Below are 23,971 nucleotides of genomic sequence, written 5' to 3'. Positions count from 1 at the left end.
ACATTGGCACGCTCACAATACCATCAAATCTCCCCCAATGTTAGGCGTTGAACTGATTTGGCAATCATTTGCCAAATGGGTTTTTAAATGTAAATTTTATGTTGCGTGATTGATTTTTAAAGCATAAAGTCAATCACAACCCAACCACTTTTGTCTAATAGGCAACGCCTCCTCTTACCACTTTGATGTGCCTTATGTTAAGGAAACATCAATGAAACGCATTCTTATCAACGCCACCCACAACGAAGAGATTCGTGTGGCACTGTGCAAAGACCACCACCTTTACGATTTTGACCTAGAAAATCGTACGCGTGAACAAAAAAAAGCCAACATCTACAAAGGGCATATTACCCGTGTTGAGCCGTCATTAGAAGCGGTATTTGTCGAATACGGCTCGGCTCGTCAGGGCTTTTTGCCCCTCAGAGAGATTGCCCCAGAGTACCTAAAAGGCAACCCACGCACCGACAACATCAGAGACATCATCAAAGAAGGCGACAGCGTCATCGTTCAAGTCGAAAAAGAAGAACGTGGCAACAAAGGAGCTGCCTTGTCCACTTATGTGTCGCTCGCTGGGCGTTATCTGGTACTCATGCCTAACAACGCCAAGGCAGGCGGTATCAGCCGTCAAATCTCAGGCAAAGTCCGTGATGAGATGAAGCAAATCATCGCCAGTCTGTCCATACCCCGTGGCATGAGCGTGATTGTGAGAACGGCAGGGATTGGCAAGGGCTTTGATGACCTACAAAACGACCTAAACCACCTGCTCGATGCGTGGTCATCTATCCAAGAGCAAAACCGCACTCGCCCCAGCCCCTGCCTTGTCCACCAAGAAGCAGGCGTGGTCACTCGTGCCGTGCGTGATTATCTTAGAGATGACATCGGCGAGGTATGGATTGACAGCGAGAACGCCTATAACGAAGCGGCGCATTTTATTGCGTCCGTCATGCCCACCCAAATGGGCAAACTGCGTAAATATACCGATTATGAGCCACTGTTTAGCCGTTTTGGGGTAGAGCGTCAGATTGAGACCGCCTATCAGCGTGAAGTACGCCTGCCATCTGGTGGCTCTATCGTCATCGACCAAACCGAAGCCATGGTGGCAATCGACATCAACTCCGCCAAGTCCACCAAAGGCTCGGACGTCTCCGAGACCGCTTATCACACCAACTTAGAAGCCGCCGATGAAATTGCCCGCCAGCTACGCCTAAGAGACATGGGCGGACTCATCGTCATTGACTTTATTGACATGAACGACCCACGCCACCAAAAGGATGTGGAAAAACGCTTGATTGATGCCACACGCTACGACCGTGCCAGAGTGCAGTTTGCCGAGATTAGCAAATTTGGGCTGATGGAGATGAGCCGTCAGCGTCTGCGTCCGTCCCTAGAAGAAGCCACAGGCTATCTATGCCCTCGTTGTCATGGCAACGGCATGATACGGGATTTGCGTTCGCTTGCTCTGTCTATCATGCGTCAGATTGAACAGATTGCCCTAAAAGAGCGTATGGGTGAGATTCAAGCCGAAGTGCCGACCGAGATTGCCGCCTTTTTGCTTAACGAAAAACGTGAAAGCCTTGTGTATTTAGAGCAAGACTCAGGCACACGCATTACCATTTTGCCCCATGCTCATCTAGAATCGCCCAATTTTAGCTTGCACTTCAACCCAGACGGCTTTGCCCCGTCAAGCTATGAGCGGATTGTTGATGTTGAAGAGCGTGAAAACATTGACCGTGGCTATGAAGTGAACTGGCAAACGCCCGAACCTGCCACACCAAAAGGGGCAAATCATTGGGACAAAACCGAACAAAAGCCCGCCCCAAACACCCAAAAAGACAAGCCCAAAGCCAAAGACACAAAACCTATCCATGAGCCAAAAGCCGTGGCGTGGTTATCCAACCTATTTGCCCCCAAACCACAGGCACGCCTTGCTCACACCCTAAATAACGAAGACGCTGCCGCTGCCATCGAATCCATCGTCAATGGTGGGGGCGTGAGCCTAGGTTCGTTTGGCACCCTAGCTCTGCCCGAAAAAGAACACAAAGAAGCAAAAGCTGACGACAAAACCCACGACAAGAGCGGTGACAAACATCATGACAAGACAGAACGCCTTGCTCGCTCTGAACGTGATGACAAATACAAGAAAAAGACCAAACGTGACCACAGCGACAGTGACAGTCAGAACAAGACCGACAAACGCGAAAACTATGATAAGGACAGAAACGAAAAAACCGACCGTCGCAGAAAAGAGCCAGACTATCCCAAGCGTGAGCCAAACTCTCAGCGTGAATCTCGTGGCGAAATGGTGCGTGGCGAGACATTAAGACCTGCCGACAAAGCGGACAAAGGGGCGGATAAAGGCATAGACAAGGGCATGGACAGATCGGCAACCAAACCCCAAGCCGATGAGCCAAAGCCAGAATCAAAACATAAGCCAAGAGCAGACAAGAGTGCTGATAAACCTGCCAAAGCTGACCGTAGCACACGCAAATCTGCCAACCCCGATGAAGTGGTGCTATACATCAGTCCCATCATCCAGCATGAAATGACAGGCGATGTGGTGCATGTCTCGCTAGACAACAGCAAACCCAAGCCAAAACGCACCAGAGCTGAAAAAGCCGAACCCGCCGATAAACCCAACAAAGACAGCGAAGTGGTAGACTTGGCGGTGCAAGCAGAAGTGGTAACAGAAACCATCAGTGTGGATGACAGTGTTACCACTCCTGTTACCACACCTGCCAATGATACAGGGGTAAATCAGAAAGGGCAAGCCACATCCACCCAAGTAGGTGGAGTAAGTGCTAATGCTTGCGACATGACACAGCAGGCAGACATGCCAACCGCTGATGTCGTGAGTGCAGAACGCCTAACCACGCTCGCCCAAGAGATGAATAAGGCAATCAACGACCCCCGAGTCGTGGCGGTCGCCCTGCGTGAGAAGCTTGGTCTGACCAAAGCACAGTCAGCCCCCACCACAACTCGCCCGACCATCACAGGCACGGCAGGCGAGTTCATCCAAAGCGTACTGGGCGACACCCTGCCCCAAGCATGGCGTGATGACTTTGTGGCACACTTTTTGCGTGCGGTAGACGCCATTCACGCTGACAAACCCACAGAGACTCACTCTGCGACAGATGGAGAGCAAGAGTTTGAACAGGCGTTCGCCAAGCAGTTCGCCAACTATGGCTACGCTCCACTCTCAAGCGAATATCTGGCGGACTTTGCCGAGCATACCACCGCACAGCGTGCATGGCACATCGGACAAGGCAAAACCAAAACCATGCCACGCCCCATCGCTCAGCGTGCCAGCAACGATCCCCGTGGTCAACACCCTGACTTAGGCACAAGTCCCATCCTTGATGAGACAACAGGCGAATCTGTCCCGAGTACGATTACAGACGAGACGCCAACCCCTGCCACAGAAACTCACAAGCCTGAGCCTGTGGACAGCCCTGACCTGCCAGTAGGCGACATGGCGGAGCCTAGTACACATGACACTACCGAGCCAAGCTTGTTAGAGTCTGCCAGCGACACCATGGATAAAGTATTAGAATCCGCTGAGTCCGCCTTGGAATCTTTGGTGCAAGCCTTGGATGATATCATCAGTCCAACTGATGAATCCAAAGACGACGATAAAATGTCAGATGCCAAAGCCCCCAAAGTAGCTGATAAGACTGACGATAAGACAAATGATGAGACCACCAAAACCAGTCCTGCCAGCTATAAGGACATGATTGAGAGCGTCTCGGGTCAACTGCTACAACCAACAGGGATTTTGAATTTGGTAACGCCCAAAAAGCCCAAACCTGCCAAAACAAAAACTCCAAAACCTGCCAAAACCCCTGCCAAGAGAACATCTAAGGCAGCCCAAAAGGCAAAAGTCGTCAAACGCAAACCCAAAGCCGATGACAACACCCCGCTTGATACCCCATCATCTGATGACAATCAAGCAGGATAAACCGCCATACAAACCCACCCAAATTTATTGGGCGGTTTTTGCTTTACAATCACAATACAAGTTAAAAATCGCTTGCAATCTACCAAAAACCTGCTATAATAATCGCCTATTCGGGGTGTAGCGCAGCTTGGTAGCGCACTTGCATGGGGTGCAAGGGGTCGCGAGTTCGAATCCCGCCACTCCGACCAAACAACAATCTAGGGCTATCCACAATCGTGCGATAGCCCTTTATTTTTCTTACTTTCCAGCCTTTTTGTTGTCTTGCACAGTCTTTAACAATCCATTGAAATCTATGCTTTTTGTTGGTATATTTGTTGGTATAAAAATCCTTATACCAACACTTAGGGCAAACCATGCTAACAGATACCACCATAAGACGGCTTAAACCGTCTGATAAATGCACCCCCAACCGCCCCGATAAGCATTCAGACGGCAACGGCTTACAATTATGGGTAAGACATACAGGGGCTAAAAAGTGGATTGTTGCTTATCGTCAGCATGGCAAACAAACCAACATCACTTTGGGGGATTATCCCACCATCAGCCTATCACAGGCACGCCTGCACGCCCTAGAAATCAAAGAAAAGCTAAAACAGGGCATAGACCCCAAGACCGCCAAGCCCAATACGGTGCTATTTGGGGAAATGGCAAGCGAGTACCAAGCCCAAAGAGACCCCAATAACCCAGCCAATAAAGGCAAACATACCGTAGCACCCACCACCCACAAGCGAGACTTTGCCCAATACCAAAACGACATCGCCCCACACCTTGCTCATATCGACATCAATGCCATCACACCGCAAATGGTGCTTGATGTTGCCAAACGCATAGAACAGCGTGGAGCGTATGACATGGCAAAGCGAGCCATACGCCAAATAGGGGCAATCTTTCGCCATGCTAGGGATAAAGGACACTATGACCGTATGCCACCCACAGACGGACTGGAAAAACGCCTAACCAAACGCAAATCAGAACACTTTGCACGCCTAGACTTTCACGAATTGCCACGCCTGCTAAATGACATTGAGCAATCCAGTTGCGAACCACTTACCAAACTTGCCTTTATGTTCATTTGCCTAACGTTCGTACGCACCAAAGAACTAAGGTTCATGACATGGCAAGAAGTGGACTGGGATAATGCCTTATGGCGTATTCCAGCCGATAAGATGAAAATGCGAAAGCCCCACATTGTACCACTTGCACCCCAAACCATCGCCATTTTACGGCAGATACAGGCAATGGGGCTATCTGATACATGGGTGTTTTTTAACCCCAAATCCAAAGCCCCAGTAAGTGAGAACTTTTTAACCCAAGCCTTAGGCAATCTAGGCTATAAGGGGCGTATGACAGGGCATGGCTTTCGTGGTATTGCCAGCACCAAACTACACGAACTACAATACGACCACCAAGCCATCGAGACCCAATTAGCCCACAGCAAGGCGGATAAGGTAAGCCTTGCCTATAATGGGGCAATGTACCTAGATTACCGCATTCAGATGATGAATGATTGGGCGAATTTGATAGATGATGAAAGGGCTAAATTCACTTTTTAACCCCCATTTGGGGGCTTTTTTATGAGCAAAATAAAAAATTGTGTAGCAGAAACCATAAAAAAACGGTGTAAACGGTGTATAAGCCTTTATCTATAAGGGTTTAGGGTTAAAAATACGGTGTACTTATACTAAAAAACGGTGTACTTTATTAAAAAAACGGTGTACTTTGTGGTGTACCGTACACCATTTTTGGCAAAGGCTTGTAAATCAAGGGTTAGAGCTTGATTGTTGGTAAAATTAGATTTATAATGTACACACACCAAACACACAAAAGGGTAATTCCATGCAAGCTACCGAGCGTATCAGCATAAGAACCACGCCCCACGCCAAAGCCGTGATTGAACAGGCGAGCGAACAAATGGGCGTAAGCATGAGCCATTTTATCTTAACCACCATGTATCAAAAATCGCTTGAACTACTACAAAAAGGCGAGCAGGTTAGCGAGAATTGGCAAATTGATAACGACCAAGACAAGGCAATCCTCAAAGAGTTATTGGACAATCCGCCACCGCCCACGCCTGCCATGAAAGAGTTATTAACACTTACAGACGGCATCAAGGATTTAACCCATGCAGTTTGAGTTATTGGACAAGCACCACGACCGCACCGCCTTTGACTGTGGGCAAGATGAGATTAACCGCTACTTATGGACAATGGCAAGCCAACACCACAAAAAGGGCGTAGCAAGGGTTCATGTATTGGCAGACGGCAAAACCATTATGGGATTTTATACCCTTGCTAATATTAGCATTGAGCTTGATTTAAAGGGCTATCCACGTTCCACACCTGCCATTATGATAGGCAGAATGGGCGTGGATAATCGCCATCAGGGGCGAGGATATTCAAAGGTATTACTATCCCATGCCATACAGTCAATTAAGCACATCAGCATAACAACAGGCGTTATGGTTATCGTGATAGATGCCAAAGATGAGCGATTAGCCCAATATTATGAACAGTTTGGATTTGTGCCAACCGCCAATCCATTGCGATTGATTTTAAATGTTCGTCAAATTTGAATTCAGGCAGGCTAGGAGTAGCAAAAGGCGGTTAGCACCCTAAATAGGGTGCATTTTCTTATTTTATTTTTAAAAACTATTGACAATCCGCAAAGCCACAAACCGCCAAAGTTAGAGCGGTGTTAAAATTATCCAATATGCCAAAATCACAATTTTATAAAAAACACAAGGGATTTATTTCATCTTTTCCAATACCCTTATATTGTCTAGCGTGCTATCATATCATCCTTTAATTCCCTAGTTCGTTCAGTGCAAGAGAGACGGCAAGATGAGTAAATTTGATGAAATGAAAAATAATTGTAATGCCACGTTTATTAGTGTAGATAAGTTGATAAATTTGATTTTAGAATATGATAGCGAAAGCAAAGACCATATACCAAACTTATTAAACGCCAAATTCTTTGCCAATCAAACTTGCATGGTTAAAGATGGTTATGCCCTAGAAGTTATCAGAATAGACCAAGCAAGCGAGCCAAGCTATAAAGCCATGAAACAGGCAATTTTGGATAAGTTAGAAAACCGCCATAATGATTTGTTGCATGATTATGGATTTAGTCGAAAACGCACCTTAACCAATTTGGAAAAGATAGGGATTTTTGTGAATGATGAGTTAATCGCACAAGCTAAATCATTTGTGCCAGATGATGATCACCAAGACGAAACAGGGGCATATTATGAATGCCTGCCCCATGAATATGCCCTATTGTATCATGATTATCAAGAGCTAGAAAGAAAATACCAAAATGCCAATACCGAAAAAACACTGGACGATTTGGACGTAAGAACGCTAAATAATTTTGTTCGTTTGTTATTGGCAATCAATCAAATTAAAAGCCCATTAGATTTTAGTAAAAATAAAATGGATAGCAAACAATTACAACAAATCAATGACCAGCTAGACCTTTTGGGGTATAGAGATTTAAAGGAAACCGCTTATAGAACCTTGATAGAGTTAATCAGCGAAAAAATAAGCAAAGGATTGTAGAAAAAAATACCACATAAAATCATACAGTTAAAAAATAAATGACCCTTATAAGGATTTACCCAAATCCCTATAAGGGTTTTTTGTATTCCCCACCGCCTACAATACGCCCTAATCCATTACAGCTTAGGAGCGTATCACATGAACCAACAAACACTACCCCATGACGGCATGAGCCGATTATCTCAATTACTGCCATTTTTGCCCATTGGCAAAAGCACCGTCTGGGCGTGGGTTAAGCAAGGTAAATTCCCACAGCCTATCAAGCTATCCCCCACCGTAACCGTATGGCGAAACAGCGACATTCACGCATGGTTACAAGCACAGGGGGAAGCATGAGCCAACGCCAGGACATCTACAACCACCTAATGACAGGGGCATCAATCACGCCCATCACCGCCCTTAATCTGTTTGGGTGCTTTTCCCTATCACAGCGACTAGGCGAGCTTAGACGGCATTTTGGTGTACCCATTTTGTCAAAGACGGTAGAGAATGCCGATGGCAAACGTTATGCGTGCTATTGGCTAGATAAAACCTATATCGCCAAAGTCAAGGCAGGCGAGATTAAAGGCTATGGCGTGTAAATCTTGCGTACCAGCTTGCGTACCGTGGAAACTTTTTTGGAAACTAATACTTTTCATTTTTGTATTCCATAAATTTATGAAAAACCTTGCTAACCAAGTTGCTAACCAAGCATTTCCTTGTTCACTTTGCTGTTCACCAGTACGCATACAAGTCCATGGAAAACCTTACTAACTTGTTTGCTAACCAAAGGGCTGTATTTTCAGATACGACCCTTTGCCACGTTTTCAAATCCAAGCAAGATTTTTTGGAACCTGTCAAAACCTAACATTCATTTCCACAAAACTGGGGAAAACCGCCACCACAAATTTATGAAAGCCGTTTTCTCAAAATTAGGAAAATCACAACACAGAGCATAAACCATGATAAAAGCGTATTTAACCAAACTGTCCCACGACCTACATACCACAACCGAGCTACTAGGCAAAATCAGCCAGGCAGTAATACTAACATTGACTAACAGGGCAAAACTTGACAAAAGTTGATATTCAAACCAACCCCATGGGAGTAAATTTTTATGATTGATATTGATTACCTGCAAAAAGTTGTGAATGCCCTAAACGCACACGCCGACAAAAACGACTGCATGGCAACGCTATTTTTGCAAGCCCATGAACTAAAAGGCGATACCATGTATCAAGACCATGCCATAATTTGCCTTGAACACGCCAAACAGCTTAGAGAACATAGCGAATATATCCAAGAAGTGATTGATGAACCGCATTTGTTGGTTAAGCAATAGACTTTTTCGGGAAATACTGTACAAGCGAAAAAATGGGGTTGCCCAAAGTTGGGCAAGGGTATTACTTTGAATGAGAAACAACCCCATGGCGAGCGATAAACGCCCATTTGAGAAACAAACCCCATGAAAGCCCCTTTTTAGCCGTCCAAGCCCCACCATAGGCAAAGACACCACCCACCGCCCTAAACCGCCACAGAACGCAACACAGGCGAAAACAGGGCAATAAAAAACCCCTTGCCAATCTTTGCAAGGGGAAATCCACCACAAGGATATTTTACTATGAATGAAATTCAATGTAAATCAAAATTGAGTGAAATTATTTCACTTGCCACGCCTGCCAAAAGTAGGGATAATTTAATTCTCTCTCAAAATTTACTAGCCGTTATGCCAAGCGGTTTAAATTGGCTTTTTTATTGTCAAAAATCTTTGGCAATCCCACCATATACAGGCGTTCGTCTATCCTTTATGGTGTGGTTGATATTGCAAAATAAGCCATTTGGCAAATATGCGAAGCGGTTACTAGTAAAGCCGAGAGTGAGACCACACCACCCTAATTTAGGGCATTCTACTCAAAACATTACTAGGAGCATTCCCATGCTAAACACTCAAACCACCCCCACCACCCGCAATCCAAACACCACAGCGGTTAAAGTCATTTATACCGTCCTATGCAAAGAGCCAAACGTTTACCAAGAGTTTAGCGACTTTGACACCGCCCACACGTTCGCCACACAGCTTGCACAGGACTACCCACAAGCCCACATTGAGAAAGCCAAAGTATCGTTATTTTTTGATGATTGTGATAATGACAATGGGGGGCAAGCATGAGCGAGATTAACACCATTGGCGAGCTTATCAAAACTTACACGCCTGCCACCACCGACCAGATTAACGCCATCTATCAGGGCATGGGGGAGCTATCCCCCAAATCCTTTGTGTGGATTGATGATGATATTAATGCCATCAAAACCGCCAATAATCTAGGTATGATTGTCAAAAACCCCAAAGGGCAAGCGGTCAATTTGGCAATTTTAAAGCCGTCCAAGCCCTATTTGCTAAACCACCGTGAAAAGGTAGGGGCAGGCGTGTTTGGCGATTTGGGGGCGGAGTGTGCTTACCTAGTAGATGATTTATTCACCGCCTTAGATTTGTCTTTTGCCCTAAAAGAGATGGGAGAGCGGTTTTGTGTACTGATGGCATTTGGCAATATTGACAAGGTTGCCAAAACCTTTTGCAAAACACACCGCCTAATCTTGCCCATAGGCAAACACCAAGCGGACGAGCTACAAAATAAAATAGGCAATTTGCCAAACGTGGAGATACACGCCTGCCTAGACCCCGTGGAGAACACCATAGAGCGGTTGAAGGGTAATGACACAGACACCCAAATCATCAAAGAGCTTGATTATCCCTATTTGGGCGGTCATTTTGTCATCAAAGATGGTAAGCTGTTTTATACCAAGTTAGATAGCAAAACCGACCACACCACCGAGACATTTTTATCAAATGCCTTGTACATTGACGGACAAACCCGAGACAAGACAAGCGGTAATTGGGGCAAGCTGTTACGCTTTACCGACCCAGACGGCACACAAAAGACATGGGCAATGCCAAATGATTTATTGATGGGTGATGGGCGAGAGTACCTAAGACCGCTTGCCAGCATGGGGCTTGTTATTGGCACAACCGCCAAAGCCAAAGCCCTATTAACCGCTTATATCCAATTTCATCCATGTACCGACAAACTTTTGTGTGTGGATAATGTAGGTTGGCACGGCACGGCATACGCCCTACCACACAAGATTTGGGGCGATGGCGTGGTATTACAAGCCGAGCAGATAGAGCATGGCTATCGTGAGCAGGGTACATTAGCCGAGTGGCAAGAACACATATCCAAGCCATGTATTAACCATAACCGCTTAGCCTTTGCCTTGTGTGTATCACTCACAGGGGCGGTGTTAGAGCCATTGGGGGCGGATAGCCTAGGTTTTCATTTTGTGGGTCCATCTAGCATGGGTAAATCCCTTGCCCTAAACATGGGGGCAAGCGTGTGGGGCGGACGTGAGTTTGTCCGCACATGGAAAGCCACAGGCAACGGCATGGAGAGCGTCGCAAGCATGCACAATGACGGCTTTTTAGCCCTTGATGAATTGGGCGAGTGCGAGCCTAAGCAAGTTGGGAGCGTGGTGTATATGCTAGGCAATGGCACAGGCAAAACACGCATGAACAAAGACACCACCACACGCCCCAGCAAAAAATGGCGGATTGCTTACCTATCCACAGGAGAGACCACCTTAGACGGCATTTTAAAGCAAGCAGGGCAAAGCATAAAGGCAGGTCAAGCGGTACGCCTAGCCCACATCAATGCCGAAGCAAAATACGGCATGTTTGACAGCCTAGCAGGGTTTAAAAGCGGTCATGAGTTAGCCGAGCGTTTGCGAGACAATGCCAAACGCTATCACGGCACGGCAGGGGTTGCATGGCTTGATTATCTTACCACCCACGACTATTTGGCACAGCTTAAAGCCTTTATTCATGATTTTACTAATTTGTATGATGGGCTAAGCAGTCAGGCAATGAGAGTGTGTAAACACTTTGCTATCGTTGCAGGCGTGGGCGAGCTTGCCACAGTCGCAGGGGTTACAGATTGGCAGGCAGGACAAGCCACACAAGCGGTCAAGGCGTGTTTTGATGATTGGTTAGCCATACATGGCAAGCATGGCGATTTGGAATTAACCGCCCTAGTGGAGCGTATCGTCCACACCATAGAGCGACACCAATATTCACGCATGGCAAGCCTAAGACACGAAGCCGAGAACCTAGAAAATAACTGGACGGACGGTAAACCCAATTTTCTAGGCTGTATTGATGAAAAAAACCGCCTTTATTTGTTCACAAGTGCAGGGTTTAGCGAAGTCAGCGAACCGCTACCGATTAGGCAAGCCTACCAAATGCTAAAAGCGGTCAATCTTACCACGGCAAGCCACCGACAACAATACCAAAAGAAAATCAATGGCAAAAAACGTTTATTTTATGCCATCAAAGATGAAATTTTGACGTTTTTAGACAATGAGCCATAGCAACATAATTTAACACAAAAAACCCATAATTAAATCATGGGTTTTTTTAATTTTTTCAAAACGGTGTACCGTACACCGTTTTTTTGATAAAGTACACCATTTTTAAAATCGTCAAAGCCTTGCCACATAAGGCCGGTACACCGAGTACACCAAGTACACCACAAAAAAATGCAGATACAGAAATTTATTTTTTTATGGGCAAAAAAACGGTAATTTTATGTAATTTTAGAAACATTTCATGATGGCAATTTTAGATTTAAAAACCAAAATCCACGCCTGCCGTTGGTGTACTTTTCTGACCAGTAAAGGGGGTATAAAAAAGACTTTTCCGACAAGTACGCACGCGCGAGACAAATGCGAAACCACCCCATGCAAGGGGTATTTTTTTACAGTATAAAAAAGACTTTTCGGAGCAGTACGAGAGCGAGAGTAATTCCGCATTTGAAATGCGAAACTGGTTTTTGCGAGCAGTACGATAATAGGTTGTTTTGTTATGTTGATTGGTTTTTAGCCAAAAATGAGGGTGACTTTTTTTATTGTTGGTATATTTGTTGGTATAAAAATGATTGTTGTTTTTTAAGTGATTGAAAATAATAGATAAATTTTAATGGTTCGAACTCCGCCACTCCGACCAAACAACAATCTAGGGCTGTCCGTCATCGTACGACAGCCTTAGATTTTCCTAGGCTTTAAGCTCTTTTCTTGTCTTTGGCTGTCCGTCATAATCTATTGCTATCCATAAAAAACTGGTATACGAGTTCGTAACCAAAATATACCAAAAATGAGCCTTACAGATACCGCCATTAAACGCCTACAGCCTAACGATAAATGCACACCGAATAAGCCCAATAAAATCAGTGATGGTAATGGGCTATGGCTTTATATGCGACATACAGGCACAAAAGTTTTTATATCAATTTACAGCCACAATGGCAAGTAAAAAGAAAAGGCATTAGGCAAATACCCTGCCTTATCGTTGGCACAAGCACGAGCCAAAAATATAGAAATCAAAGAGCAGTTAACACAAGGCATAGACCCCAAAGAAGTTGCCAAATAAGCCAAAATAAAGCAATCTGACAACCGTTTTGATACGTTCGATAAGCTGTGGTTGGGACACCCTTTTCACAAAAAAAACAGCTTAAAATTGCTTATAAGCTGTTTTTTATTTTTTATCTTTTGTAATAAATCAATCTTTTGTTTAGTGGTTTTTAAAAAGCCATGAAACATAGATCTTACCCACCCTTTGTATTTACAACGAAAACATCCGTTTAAAAGGCAGGCATTCTCCATTCTTGACAAAATTATTTGGCTGATTTAGGATAAATCAAAAAGATTGCCAATCATGAAATTTATCACTCCCTTACTTATCGCCCTATCATGCGTGGCGATTATCGCCATTATGCCATCGTCTAATAGTCAAAGCCAATTTACCCATATCGGCTATGATATGTGCATGCATAAAGAGCTTAGCAAGATTGCCCTAAAACATGGGGCGGATTTTATGACCAATCACGATTTTGATATGCCCGCCCTTGACATCATTGGCGACAAACAAACCATTCAAACAATCCAAGATGAATTTAATCAAATCCAAAATACGCACTCGGGGGCGGATAATTGCCATATCTCCAATCTTAACTACCACGCCAAGCACGTCAATCCCAAATTAGCACCCCACATTCCTAATGACGTGGATTATGTCAGCTATGCTCCGCCTAATATCGGACAGGATAAAGCGGTATATTGCCACTATCATTTTAGTGAGCAAATTTTTACCACGCCACAAGCAAAGTCGCAATGCCATTTTATTTATCTTGATAATGACCGCCTTATCACCGAAGACATTAGCGATTTAGAGCGACTGCATTTAACTCTCATGCATGACACACATCAATTTTATAAGCCGTATAGCTTTAATTTATGAATGGCATGATAACGCCCATTTACGCTATGGCATCACCTTTGTTGCTCAGGTTAATAATCAGCGTTATGGGTATGCAGGTGTTTATTAAGAGCAATTAAAAATTAGGCTCTGGTCTAAAAAGTATGCTAAACCCAACCATAGTTAATATAATGAAACACCAACTCAAATGCTTTGAAATGGTTTTCTAGCTTTTTAGAAAAACAGCAAGTTCTCCTAAATGCTCGCCTGACGAAGGTTCTCAGTCTGGTGTTATTGCCTTCAATACCCACAGTAAAGCGTTTACCAACTTGTTTTAAAGAGTGCTTAAAGGCAGTTAAAAAGCTATCCCAATCATCACAAGCAATTTTGTTGAAAGTAATGCCTAGTTGGGTAAGTTGTATTTTGAGTTTTTTGGCAGTAGCAAGGTTTCGTTTGCCCCACACAAAAGCAACAATCTCACCTGTGCCTTTGTCATAAGCATAGATGAGCCAAACTTTGTTTTTCTTGTTACCAACATAAGTCCAAAACTCATCCACTTCTAAGGTGTCGTAATGTTGTTGTTTGGGTTTGATTTTGTGGTTGCTGTTTGTGAGTACACTTAGCACCTTTGCTTTGCTCACTTGTTCAATTACCACAATATCTGCAATGCTACACCCACGAGCAAGCATTAAGCGTATTTTGTTGTCTATGTGCGAATAACAGCCCTTGTAGCTTAGTTCTGACTGTTGGACAAACTGTCTGTGGCAATTTTTACAAAAATAATTTTGTTTGCCATAGCTTTTTACGCCATTTTTCTTTATACTATGACATAGGCAACTTGGGCAAGTAATGGTAATTGTCGTCTTCATAACCGTAAATTACCACTGTTTGGTTAAGTTGTCTTTTTAGTTTTTGTTACAGCATACTTTTTGAACCACTGCCAAAAATTAATATAAAAAATAAGGGCAAATTTAATTACCCTTATTCATCTATCTAAAATTTAACACCAATAGATTTAAACAAACCCAAATCCCACTTTTTTATCATCAACCGCTTTATATTCTTTTTCATCAATATGGGTTAATTCGGCAAGGGTCATCTCTTTATCCACTGTAATATCTTTGCCAATGGATTTTAGATAGGCATTGCATTTTTCAATAGACAATTTACCAAATTGATATTCAGCAATGAGTCGCCCACGCCTTAATAAAGCATGGTCAATATCCATTAAATCGGCATTAAAGGTACAAATAAACTGGCATTCTAATACGTCTGACAATATCCCATCAGCGATATTTAGAATAATGCCCACCACATCCGTTTGATTGCCACCGCCGACACGCTCGGCAATATAATTTTCGCAGTCTTCTAATACCAATACCGAATTTTTTTGCTCAATAAGCATACTCATAAATTCAGGTTTGGCAAGCTCGCCAATCATATTATTTGGCACAAAGATAAAATCCTTATCGGGAATTTGGGCGGTGAGCCATTTGATATAATTAGTCTTGCCCGTCCCTGCCAAGCCGTGCAATAACACCACGCCTTTTTTTCCTTGTGCCAATTCATCTTTAATTTTAGCATGAACAGGCAAAAAGTCGTCATTATACATTGTCTGCAAATCAAGCGTATAAGGTTTAATGCCTTGATGCTTAAATACCAAATCTCGCCCTTCTTTTAATAATAGCAATACTTTACTATCTTTTGAGATGTATTTTTGCAAATACTCATTAAAAAAAAGAGCGAATATTGGTTAATGAATGCTCATTTCTTGGGTCATAAAAAATATGGTCTATTCGCAAAAATCCTGATTCAATAATGGTTTTGTCATATTCATTGCTTAGGTTTTCGCTGGCGACAATAAATAAGTCATATTTATCATAAAAATAGCAAATTTCATTTTCATAAAATACATGGTTCTTTTTGTCAAACGCCACAGGATGATAATCGGTACATTTAACAAAATCCACTAATTTGTCTTTTTTAATCACCATATCATGAAAATCAACACTGGGTAAAATGGACGATAAAAGCTGATAATAAGGGTTGTCATGCGTGGACGTAGAACGCTCCAAATCCTGTGCCACGATTTGATATTGATTGTCCATATAGACTTCATTAAAAATCTTTTTTGGATGATAATGTTTGGATTGTAAAATTTTCATAAGATAACTTCATTTTTTGTGAATTTATTAATTGCCAAATTGAGATAATAACAGATAAAGTTAAAAATTACCAATCATCTTTAAACATTCGCTTGCCATTATCATGCCCACGCTTGCCGTTACCGTTACTGCCGAGCCATAGCCACCACAGTTAAGCCCACTCTCGCAGGCATTGGCAAGTTTTAGGGGTTCGGATGAATAGACACACTTCATGCCAAACTTTTCCTTTAAAGATTTATTGATATTTTTATCTCTTAGATTTTGGCGTAATTTGGCAAGTAAGGGGTCTTGATAGACGTCTTTTAAATCACTTACCTTTATTTGTAAAGGGTCAATTTTGCCCCCTGCTCCGCCTGATATGATGAGCTTAACCTTATTAAATCGGCAGTATAAGGCGATTGCCAATTTGGCATTCATATCGTCCACACAGTCTAATATAATGAGCGGTCTTTTTTTGGCTTTGTATTCTTTTATGACATCAATACTTGGTAATAGATTATCGATATTATCAGGCGTGATAAATTCATCAATGGCATTGATTTTGATAGCAGGATTGATGCCTACCACTCGCTTTGTCATCTCGCCGATTTTGGATTCACCAAAGGTGTCCGTTAGGGCGGGCAGTTGGCGATTGACATTACTCTCCACCAACACGTCCATGTCAATGAGCGTCAGCTCGCCTATGCCGGTGCGAGCAAGGGCTTCTGTCGCCCACGACCCCACGCCACCGATACCGATGATGATAACGTGGGCATTGCTAAATTTATCAAAATCATCTTGATATAGCGTGCAGGTGCCTGTAAATCTGCGGTTGATCATTTTATTTTTACTCTTTAAATTTTGGGTAAATAAATTACCCCTATAACCTAAAAATAATTATTAAATAATTGATGAGTAGGTATTTTAAATTAAGATTAAATCATTTCATGGTGCGTAATACACACCCTACCAATTTTTACTTTACATTTTGAGCGAATTGCAATTCGCCCCTACCTTATTATCATTTTCAAAAATCATTTAACAATAGTCAAAATTAGTTTTAAATGCGTCATTGCTATTTTGCCAAAGTTTATATGCCAATTTTTCTTTATCCATATTAAATAATACCGATAACTCATCTAAAACATATATTAAATTTTTTGGCTCATTAAAATAATTACCGCCTATTTGAGCAGGAATAGGGTTCATATCAGGGCAATCGGTCTCAATAACAAAAGCAGATATACCAATTTTATCAAAAACCGTTTTTACTGCTTGGCGTAATTTTTTGGCATTGGGGTTGGTGATTTGCCCTGTAATGCCAATTTTAAAACCCAATTTGGCAAAATGCAACGCTTCATTTTCGCCACCGCTAAAACTATGAGCAATACCGCCTTGATTGTAGGCGTTGTATTTTTGCATCTTTAAAAGTTTTAGGGTATCGGCGTGTGATTTGCGAATGTGCAATAAAATGGGTAAATCATGCGTTTTTGATAAGCCGATTTGCTCTATAAAAAAACGGCATTGCTTATTATAATTATCCACCGATTTTAATTCATCAGAATAAGTATCAAGCCCTATCTCACCAATGGCAATGTTGGGATATTTGTTTAGATAATTATCTAAAATATACAAGTCATCATCGCCATGCTTTTTGATATATAACGGGTGCAAGCCACACGCCAAATGATGCTTGATTGAATAATGGTCATCGGCATAGTATTTGACCTGTCTCATTCTGTCAAAATACTTTGCCAAATAGCCGATAAGCACCACATGACGCACGCCATGCGTAAAAGCGGTGCGGTTGTAGTCATCTCGCTTATTGTCATATTCGGGTACGTCAAAATGGGTGTGGGTGTCAAATAAGTACATGGGCTACCTTTTTGGCGGATTGAGACTACTTCGTCTTGGTATCAATAACAATGCCAAGGCGGTTAGGGTCAGTTTAAGCAGTTTGGATTTTTTCATCAACCCTTATCCAACACCATTTTTAAAAACCGCCCTGTATGCGACTTTTCGTCTTGTGCCACTTGTTCGGGCGTGCCTGTGGCGACAATCTCGCCCCCACCCGAGCCACCTTCATAACCTAAATCCACAATGTGGTCGGCGGTCTTGATGACGTCTAGGTTATGCTCAATAACCACCACCGTGTTGCCTTTATCACGCAGAGCATGCAAAATGTCAAGCAGTTTGGCAATGTCTTCAAAATGCAAGCCTGTGGTCGGCTCATCTAGGATATAAAGGGTTTGCCCTGTGTCTCGTTTGGCAAGCTCTTTGGCAAGTTTCACCCTTTGGGCTTCGCCCCCTGACAATGTCGTGGCGGATTGCCCAAGCTGAATGTAGCCCAAGCCCACCTGCATCAGGGCTTCTAATTTGCGATGAATGGCAGGGATTGCTTCAAAAAACGCCAACGCATCTTCTACCGTCATGGCAAGCACGTCCGATATGGATTTGCCCTTATAGTGGACTTCTAGGGTCTCACGATTGTAGCGTTTGCCTGCACAGACATCGCACGGCACATACATATCGGGCAAAAAGTGCATTTCCACCTTTATCATACCGTCCCCTTGACAGGCTTCACAGCGACCGCCCTTGACGTTAAAGCTAAACCGCCCTGCCTTATAGCCCCTTGCTCGAGCTTCGGGGGTCTGGGTAAACAGGTCTCTGATGAGCGTAAACACGCCCGTATAAGTGGCAGGGTTGGAGCGTGGCGTGCGACCGATTGGGCTTTGGTCTATGTCCACCATTTTATCAAGGTGTTCAAGCCCTGTGATTTTGTCATACGGCTCAGGCACAAGCGTGGTTGCGTTATTTAGGTGCGTGGCAGACAGTGGCATCAGCGTGCGGTTGATGAGCGTGGATTTGCCTGAGCCTGATACGCCTGTGATACAGGTCATGACACCGATTGGGATGGCTAGGTTGACATTTTTTAGATTATTGCCCTTGGCTCCGTCTAGGCGGATATATAAGGGTTCGGTAATGGTTTTTTTGCCTTTTTTAATCTCGCCTGTCTTGGCACTGTGGCGGATTTTGGGAATCTCAATGCGTTTTTTGCCAGATAAATATTGTCCTGTTAATGAATCATCATTTTTGGCAATCTCGTCCGCCGTCCCTGTGGCAATCACACGTCCCCCATGCACGCCTGCCCCCACACCAATATCAATAATATGGTCAGCGGTGCGAATGGCGTCTTCGTCATGCTCCACGACAATGACGGTATTGCCTAGGTCTCGCAGGTGCGTCAGCGTGGATAGCAGGCGGTCATTGTCTCGTTGGTGTAAGCCAATGGACGGCTCATCAAGCACATACATAACCCCCATAAGCCCTGCCCCGATCTGGCTCGCTAGCCTGATACGCTGAGCTTCTCCGCCCGATAACGTCTCGGCAGAGCGGGCAAGGGTCAAATATTCTAGCCCCACTTTGGTCAAAAAGCCCAAACGCTCACGAATTTCTTTAAAAATCTTATCCGCTACTTCGCCTTTGTGTCCGCCGATGTGCAGGTTTTCATAATATTCCCACGCTTGCCCTATTGGCAGGGCAATGATGTCGCCCACGCCCCGTCCGTCCACTTTGACGTTGCGGGCGATGTCATTTAGGCGAACACCATGACACACGTTACAAGTCGTATCGGATAAATATTGAGCCAGCTCATCTCGCACGATGTTACTTGTGGTGCTGTGATAACGGCGTTCTAGGTACGGTAAAATCCCTTCAAATGGCACGGTTTTGGTTGTTTTACGCCCACGCTCATCGGTAAAATTAAAGGTCAGTTTTTCTTTGCCCGAACCGTTTAAAATGATAGTTTGCTCTTTTTTGGTTAAGTCTTGCCACGGCTTATCCATGTCAATGCCAAAATGCGTGCAAACGGTTGTCAATAGCCCAAAATAATACGCATGGCGTTTGTCCCAACCGTGTATCGCCCCTTGATTTAAGGATTTGGCAGGTTCGGTAACGATACGTTCGGCAGAGAAATACTGGCGTTTGCCAAGCCCATCGCAGGACGGACACGCTCCAGCGGGATTGTTAAAGCTAAACAGGCGTGGCTCTAACTCACTCACCGCCCTATCACAGGTAGGGCAAGAGTGCTTGGCGGACAGCACCGTCTCGCTCTCATCGTCCATGTTATGCAAAATGGCAATGTCCGAGCCTAGACGTAACGTGGTCTCCAAACTCTCCGCCACACGATTGCCCAAATCACCTCGCACCTTAAATCTATCTACCACCACGTCTATGGTGTGTTTGTGCGTTTTGGCAAGGGTGGGCAGCTCGTCCATGTCATAGACTACCCCGTCAATGCGAACTTTGGTAAAGCCCTGTGCCTGTAAGCCCTCCAATAGGGCAATATGCTCGCCCTTACGCTCACGCACGACAGGGGCAAGGAGCATGAGACGAGTGCCGTCAGGTTTGGCAAGAATGTCGTCCACCATTTCGCTCACGGTTTGGGCGACCATGGGCAAGCCGTGTTCAGGACAATGAGGCGTGCCGACACGAGCAAATAGCAAACGCAGATAATCATACACTTCGGTAATCGTGCCGACGGTGGAGCGGGGGTTATGGTTGGTTGATTTTTGTTCAATGGCAATGGCGGGGGATAAGCCTTCTATGCTGTCCACGTCAGGCTTTTCCATTTGCGATAGAAACTGGCGAGCATAAGCGGACAAGCTCTCCACATAACGTCTTTGCCCTTCGGCGTAGAGCGTATCAAAGGCGAGCGATGATTTGCCCGAACCTGATAAACCTGTAATCACGACTAACTTGTCTCGTGGAATGTCCACGTTGATGTCTTTTAGGTTGTGGGTTTTTGCCCCTTTGATACTGATGTATTCGTGTGCCATGATATGCCTTTTAATATTTTGATAAATGTTTAGGTATTTAAAATACGATAGGTTTATAAATGGGGGTATTTTTAAAATTTGAAATAGCAATAACCAAAATTTACAATGATAAAACAGCACAAAAAACCACCTAAATGCAGAGCATTTAAGTGGTTTTATTTTATGAACCCAATTAAAATTAATCAGGCAAATTTAACTTATTATTTAGCACTTCTTAGTACTTTACACGATACCATGCATCACGAGCAGCAAGTTTGGCTTGTTCCCACGCCAGACGTGATTCGCCTTTAACTTCATTCCATGAACGCTCCAAATCATTTTCATGATCTTCAAAGCGAGCATCAGCAGGATAATGTGGGCGGTTAGCATAACCTACGGCATAAGCAGGTAGGTAGTCACGGTCATAATCATAACCTGCTACATAAGCGGGCGATGTGGCATAGTGAGCACGCCAGTAGGCTTCTTCAATGGTTGGGTCAAAGGCTTCGCCTGCGGCACTGCCTGCACCACCACCAACGATTGCACCCACGGCACCGCCAATAAGCGCCCCTAGTGGACCTGCCAATGCACCAATGGCTGCCCCTGCGGCTGCACCGCCTAAGCCGCCGACTGCCGTGCCCACTGGGTGTGAACCTGGCTCGCCTGTGATTGGGTCAGCGTTTAGGTCTGCTTTAGTCTCATCGGACATATTTTTTACAACGTCACGATCGATATGGTCATAATTACTCATGATGAATTCCTTATTAAAATGGGTTTGTTACTTGGTTATTACTGATTTGGGCGAAGTGAAACTCTATTTTCATTTAACGTTGATTTTATTCATTATTTAAACTAACATAACAACCTAGCAAATCATCATTAAAATCATCCAAAATTAGCTTTACCCACGGCACCAACCATGTTACGTCATTCATGCTTATCATCTTGGTTCAACAGATATCAAGCATTCATTTAGTATTCATCTCTCGTTGGCGATGGATGTATGATAGGGGATTTTTGGGGCGTGTGATAGCCACAAAATGTAAAATCATCGGCAGTCTTGTGCGTGATTTAACCTAGAAATTTTAAAAATGTTACTATATTGTTGCAACTGTCGTGGTTGTGCGAATGCGTTCGGTAAAATGTAATTTTGCGTAAATTTTGGACAGTCTACCACATGAAAGCTTCTTTAAAAATTGACACTGATGTTTTTGATATCAGCAAGCGAGCATCAACATGACAATTGTTATCACAAACCTACCAATTCATCAATTTTTGCCATAACACTCGCCCAATCCATGCTATAATAGCTAATTTCCCCAAATTTACCCATTATGATAAGATTACAAGGCGTTAGCAAAACTTTCGCCATAAAAAAAGACGGCAAACCCACAACCTTTACCGCCCTACAACCGACCGATTTGACGGTGGCAAAGGGCGAGATTTTTGGTGTGATTGGAGCCAGCGGAGCAGGTAAATCCACGCTCATTCGCTGTGTGAACCTCCTAGAACGCCCCACGACAGGACACGTGTTTGTGGACGGTGTGGACTTGATGAGTCTAGATAACACCGCCCTTATCAAGGCTCGCCGTCATATCGGCATGATTTTTCAGCAGTTTAATTTGCTCTCATCTCGCACGGTGTTTGATAATGTCGCTTTAAGCCTTGAACTGTCTGGCACGCCCAAACACGTCATCAAAGAAAAGGTAAGCTCCCTGCTTGATTTGGTGGGCTTATCCGAGCGTCATCACGCCTATCCGTCTAGCTTATCAGGCGGTCAAAAACAGCGTGTCGCCATTGCTCGAGCGTTGGCAACCGACCCCAAGGTACTACTTTGCGACGAGGCAACCAGTGCCTTAGACCCTGCCACAACAGGGGCGATTTTGGATTTATTAAAAAAAATCAACAGCGAGCTTGGCATCACCATACTGCTCATCACGCACGAAATGGACGTGGTCAAACGCATTTGTGATAAAGTGGCGGTCATTGACAAGGGCGTGTTGGTGGAGCAAGGCACGGTGGGGCAGATTTTTGCCAATCCCCAAACCGAGCTTGCCCATGACTTTATCAAGGCGACTTTTCATGTAAGCCTACCTGATGAATTTTTGGCACGCCTGCACACCCATGAGACGGACGGCACTTATCCTGTGATACGCTTTGAATTTAGTGGCAAAACGGTGGACAGTCCGCTCTTTTCGGAGGCGACACGGCGATTTGGCGTGGCATTTAACATTTTGACTTCACAAATGGACTATGTGGGCGGTGTCAAGTTTGGCGTAACCATAAGCCAAATGATTGGCGAGCGGACGGCGTGCGTGGAGGCGTTGGCGTTTTTTACAGAACATCATGTTGGATTTGAGGTGTTAGGCCATGTGGCATGAGATTTATCAAGGCTTTATGAGCGAGCTGACCCCCCAAATGTGGCAAATGGTCTATAAGTCCACTTACGAGACGGTCTATATGGGACTGGTCTCTACCGCCATATCGGTGCTGGTGGGGCTACCGCTTGGGTTTGTGGCGTTTTTGACGGGCAAGGGGCGGATTTTGGCGAACAAGCCTTTATTTGCCATATTGGACGTGGTTATCAACGTGGGGCGGTCGGTGCCGTTTATCATTTTGCTCATTATTTTATTGCCCTTTACTCGTCTGATTGTGGGGACAACGCTCGGCACGACCGCCGCCATTGTGCCACTTGCCATGGCCGCCATTCCTTTTGTGGCAAGGCTTACCGCCAATGCTTTGGCAGAAATCGCCACAGGCTTGACCGAATCGGCTCATGCCATGGGGGCGACCAACTGGCAAATCATCACCAAATACTACTTCCCCGAAAGCCTACCCATACTCATCAACGCCATAACGCTCACTCTCGTCTCGCTCATCGGCTACTCGGCAATGGCAGGCGTGGTGGGCGGTGGCGGTCTGGGCAACCTTGCTATCAGCTATGGCGAACATCGTGGTATGGTCTATGTCAAATGGATAGCGACCGTCATCATCGTGGCGATTGTCATGATATGCCAAAAGGCGGGGGATATGCTTGCCGAGCGGTTTGACCATAGATGATATGCCAAAATGGCATAACCTTTTGTCAAAATTTTAGCCAAAATTCATATTGAAGTTTGGCTAATTTTTTGCTTTAATATACTAAAATTTATTGTTGTCATGATTTTGTCATTTGATAAATTCAATGATTTTAAATTGACAAACAGATAAATATC

General features: G+C 44.2%; 20 protein-coding genes, 1 tRNA gene and 1 pseudogene. 15 read left to right on the top strand and 7 right to left on the bottom strand.

Annotated elements, in window-relative coordinates:
- Window positions 1-211 precede the first annotated feature (211 nt).
- The 13 genes and pseudogenes from LP107_RS01075 to LP107_RS01020 all read left to right on the top strand — a co-directional run bounded on the left by LP107_RS01075 (window position 212) and on the right by LP107_RS01020 (window position 13,837).
- Window positions 212-3,955: an Rne/Rng family ribonuclease gene (locus tag LP107_RS01075; RefSeq protein ID WP_112741732.1), complete on the top strand. Its 3,744-nt coding sequence runs from the start codon at window positions 212-214 to the stop codon at window positions 3,953-3,955.
- A gap of 111 nt (window positions 3,956-4,066) precedes the next feature.
- A tRNA-Pro gene (locus LP107_RS01070) sits at window positions 4,067-4,143 on the top strand.
- Between the two features lie 165 nt (window positions 4,144-4,308).
- Window positions 4,309-5,508, top strand: coding sequence for a tyrosine-type recombinase/integrase (locus tag LP107_RS01065; RefSeq protein ID WP_264676013.1), 1,200 nt, complete (start codon window positions 4,309-4,311; stop codon window positions 5,506-5,508).
- Between the two features lie 283 nt (window positions 5,509-5,791).
- The gene (locus LP107_RS01060) at window positions 5,792-6,088 is read left to right on the top strand and encodes a type II toxin-antitoxin system TacA family antitoxin (protein WP_264676014.1); all 297 of its coding nucleotides are present in this window, start codon (window positions 5,792-5,794) and stop codon (window positions 6,086-6,088) included.
- Window positions 6,078-6,527 carry a GNAT family N-acetyltransferase gene (locus LP107_RS01055; RefSeq protein WP_264676015.1) on the top strand — a complete coding sequence of 150 codons (450 nt, stop codon included), beginning with the start codon at window positions 6,078-6,080 and terminating at the stop codon, window positions 6,525-6,527. Before LP107_RS01060 ends, LP107_RS01055 begins: the two co-directional genes overlap by 11 nt.
- A gap of 268 nt (window positions 6,528-6,795) precedes the next feature.
- Window positions 6,796-7,512 carry a hypothetical protein gene (locus tag LP107_RS01050; RefSeq protein ID WP_264676016.1) on the top strand — a complete coding sequence of 239 codons (717 nt, stop codon included), beginning with the start codon at window positions 6,796-6,798 and terminating at the stop codon, window positions 7,510-7,512.
- A gap of 138 nt (window positions 7,513-7,650) precedes the next feature.
- Window positions 7,651-7,848, top strand: coding sequence for a helix-turn-helix transcriptional regulator (locus LP107_RS01045; protein WP_264676017.1), 198 nt, complete (start codon window positions 7,651-7,653; stop codon window positions 7,846-7,848).
- The gene (locus LP107_RS01040) at window positions 7,845-8,093 is read left to right on the top strand and encodes a helix-turn-helix domain-containing protein (RefSeq protein WP_115369716.1); all 249 of its coding nucleotides are present in this window, start codon (window positions 7,845-7,847) and stop codon (window positions 8,091-8,093) included. The genes LP107_RS01045 and LP107_RS01040 overlap by 4 nt, the downstream gene beginning before the upstream one ends.
- Before the next feature lie 515 nt (window positions 8,094-8,608).
- Window positions 8,609-8,833: a hypothetical protein gene (locus LP107_RS01035; RefSeq protein ID WP_264676708.1), complete on the top strand. Its 225-nt coding sequence runs from the start codon at window positions 8,609-8,611 to the stop codon at window positions 8,831-8,833.
- A 594-nt stretch (window positions 8,834-9,427) separates the two neighbouring features.
- The gene (locus LP107_RS01030) at window positions 9,428-9,661 is read left to right on the top strand and encodes a hypothetical protein (RefSeq protein ID WP_264682800.1); all 234 of its coding nucleotides are present in this window, start codon (window positions 9,428-9,430) and stop codon (window positions 9,659-9,661) included.
- Window positions 9,658-11,913, top strand: coding sequence for a DUF927 domain-containing protein (locus tag LP107_RS01025; RefSeq protein ID WP_264676020.1), 2,256 nt, complete (start codon window positions 9,658-9,660; stop codon window positions 11,911-11,913). The genes LP107_RS01030 and LP107_RS01025 overlap by 4 nt, the downstream gene beginning before the upstream one ends.
- Window positions 11,914-12,694: 781 nt before the next feature.
- Window positions 12,695-12,970: pseudogene (locus LP107_RS14390) on the top strand (Arm DNA-binding domain-containing protein).
- 285 nt (window positions 12,971-13,255) lie between these two features.
- Window positions 13,256-13,837, top strand: coding sequence for a hypothetical protein (locus LP107_RS01020; protein ID WP_112741731.1), 582 nt, complete (start codon window positions 13,256-13,258; stop codon window positions 13,835-13,837).
- Between the two features lie 125 nt (window positions 13,838-13,962).
- Here LP107_RS01020 and LP107_RS01015 read toward each other — a convergent pair whose 3' ends face one another.
- The 7 genes from LP107_RS01015 to LP107_RS00985 all read right to left on the bottom strand — a co-directional run bounded on the left by LP107_RS01015 (window position 13,963) and on the right by LP107_RS00985 (window position 21,507).
- On the bottom strand, window positions 13,963-14,664 hold the full coding sequence (locus tag LP107_RS01015; protein ID WP_078275358.1) for an IS1 family transposase: 702 nt from the start codon (window positions 14,662-14,664) through the stop codon (window positions 13,963-13,965).
- Between the two features lie 146 nt (window positions 14,665-14,810).
- Entirely contained in the window at window positions 14,811-15,518 is a 708-nt protein-coding gene (locus tag LP107_RS01010) for an AAA family ATPase (RefSeq protein ID WP_244893670.1), read from the bottom strand.
- A 7-nt stretch (window positions 15,519-15,525) separates the two neighbouring features.
- Window positions 15,526-15,960 (bottom strand): hypothetical protein, encoded by a 435-nt coding sequence (locus tag LP107_RS01005; RefSeq protein WP_228157747.1) that lies wholly within the window; start codon window positions 15,958-15,960, stop codon window positions 15,526-15,528.
- Between the two features lie 60 nt (window positions 15,961-16,020).
- On the bottom strand, window positions 16,021-16,779 hold the full coding sequence (locus tag LP107_RS01000) for a tRNA threonylcarbamoyladenosine dehydratase (RefSeq protein ID WP_078274620.1): 759 nt from the start codon (window positions 16,777-16,779) through the stop codon (window positions 16,021-16,023).
- 198 nt (window positions 16,780-16,977) lie between these two features.
- Window positions 16,978-17,814 (bottom strand): TatD family hydrolase, encoded by an 837-nt coding sequence (locus LP107_RS00995; RefSeq protein ID WP_078274621.1) that lies wholly within the window; start codon window positions 17,812-17,814, stop codon window positions 16,978-16,980.
- 95 nt (window positions 17,815-17,909) lie between these two features.
- On the bottom strand, window positions 17,910-20,777 hold the full coding sequence (uvrA, locus tag LP107_RS00990; protein ID WP_078274622.1) for an excinuclease ABC subunit UvrA: 2,868 nt from the start codon (window positions 20,775-20,777) through the stop codon (window positions 17,910-17,912).
- 214 nt (window positions 20,778-20,991) lie between these two features.
- The gene (locus LP107_RS00985; RefSeq protein WP_078274623.1) at window positions 20,992-21,507 is read right to left on the bottom strand and encodes a hypothetical protein; all 516 of its coding nucleotides are present in this window, start codon (window positions 21,505-21,507) and stop codon (window positions 20,992-20,994) included.
- A 583-nt stretch (window positions 21,508-22,090) separates the two neighbouring features.
- Here LP107_RS00985 and metN point away from each other — a divergent pair.
- Together metN and LP107_RS00975 are read left to right on the top strand one after the other, a co-directional pair.
- Window positions 22,091-23,137 (top strand): methionine ABC transporter ATP-binding protein MetN, encoded by a 1,047-nt coding sequence (gene metN / locus LP107_RS00980; RefSeq protein WP_078274624.1) that lies wholly within the window; start codon window positions 22,091-22,093, stop codon window positions 23,135-23,137.
- On the top strand, window positions 23,127-23,816 hold the full coding sequence (locus LP107_RS00975) for a methionine ABC transporter permease (RefSeq protein WP_078274625.1): 690 nt from the start codon (window positions 23,127-23,129) through the stop codon (window positions 23,814-23,816). The genes metN and LP107_RS00975 overlap by 11 nt, the downstream gene beginning before the upstream one ends.
- Window positions 23,817-23,971 lie beyond the last annotated feature (155 nt).

Origin of the sequence: Moraxella bovis (assembly GCF_025985205.1) — a bacterium.
In the GTDB taxonomy this organism is placed as follows: domain Bacteria; phylum Pseudomonadota; class Gammaproteobacteria; order Pseudomonadales; family Moraxellaceae; genus Moraxella; species Moraxella bovis.
Note: the sequence above shows the minus strand (reverse complement) of the source record. Positions and strands in the feature narration are given on the sequence as shown.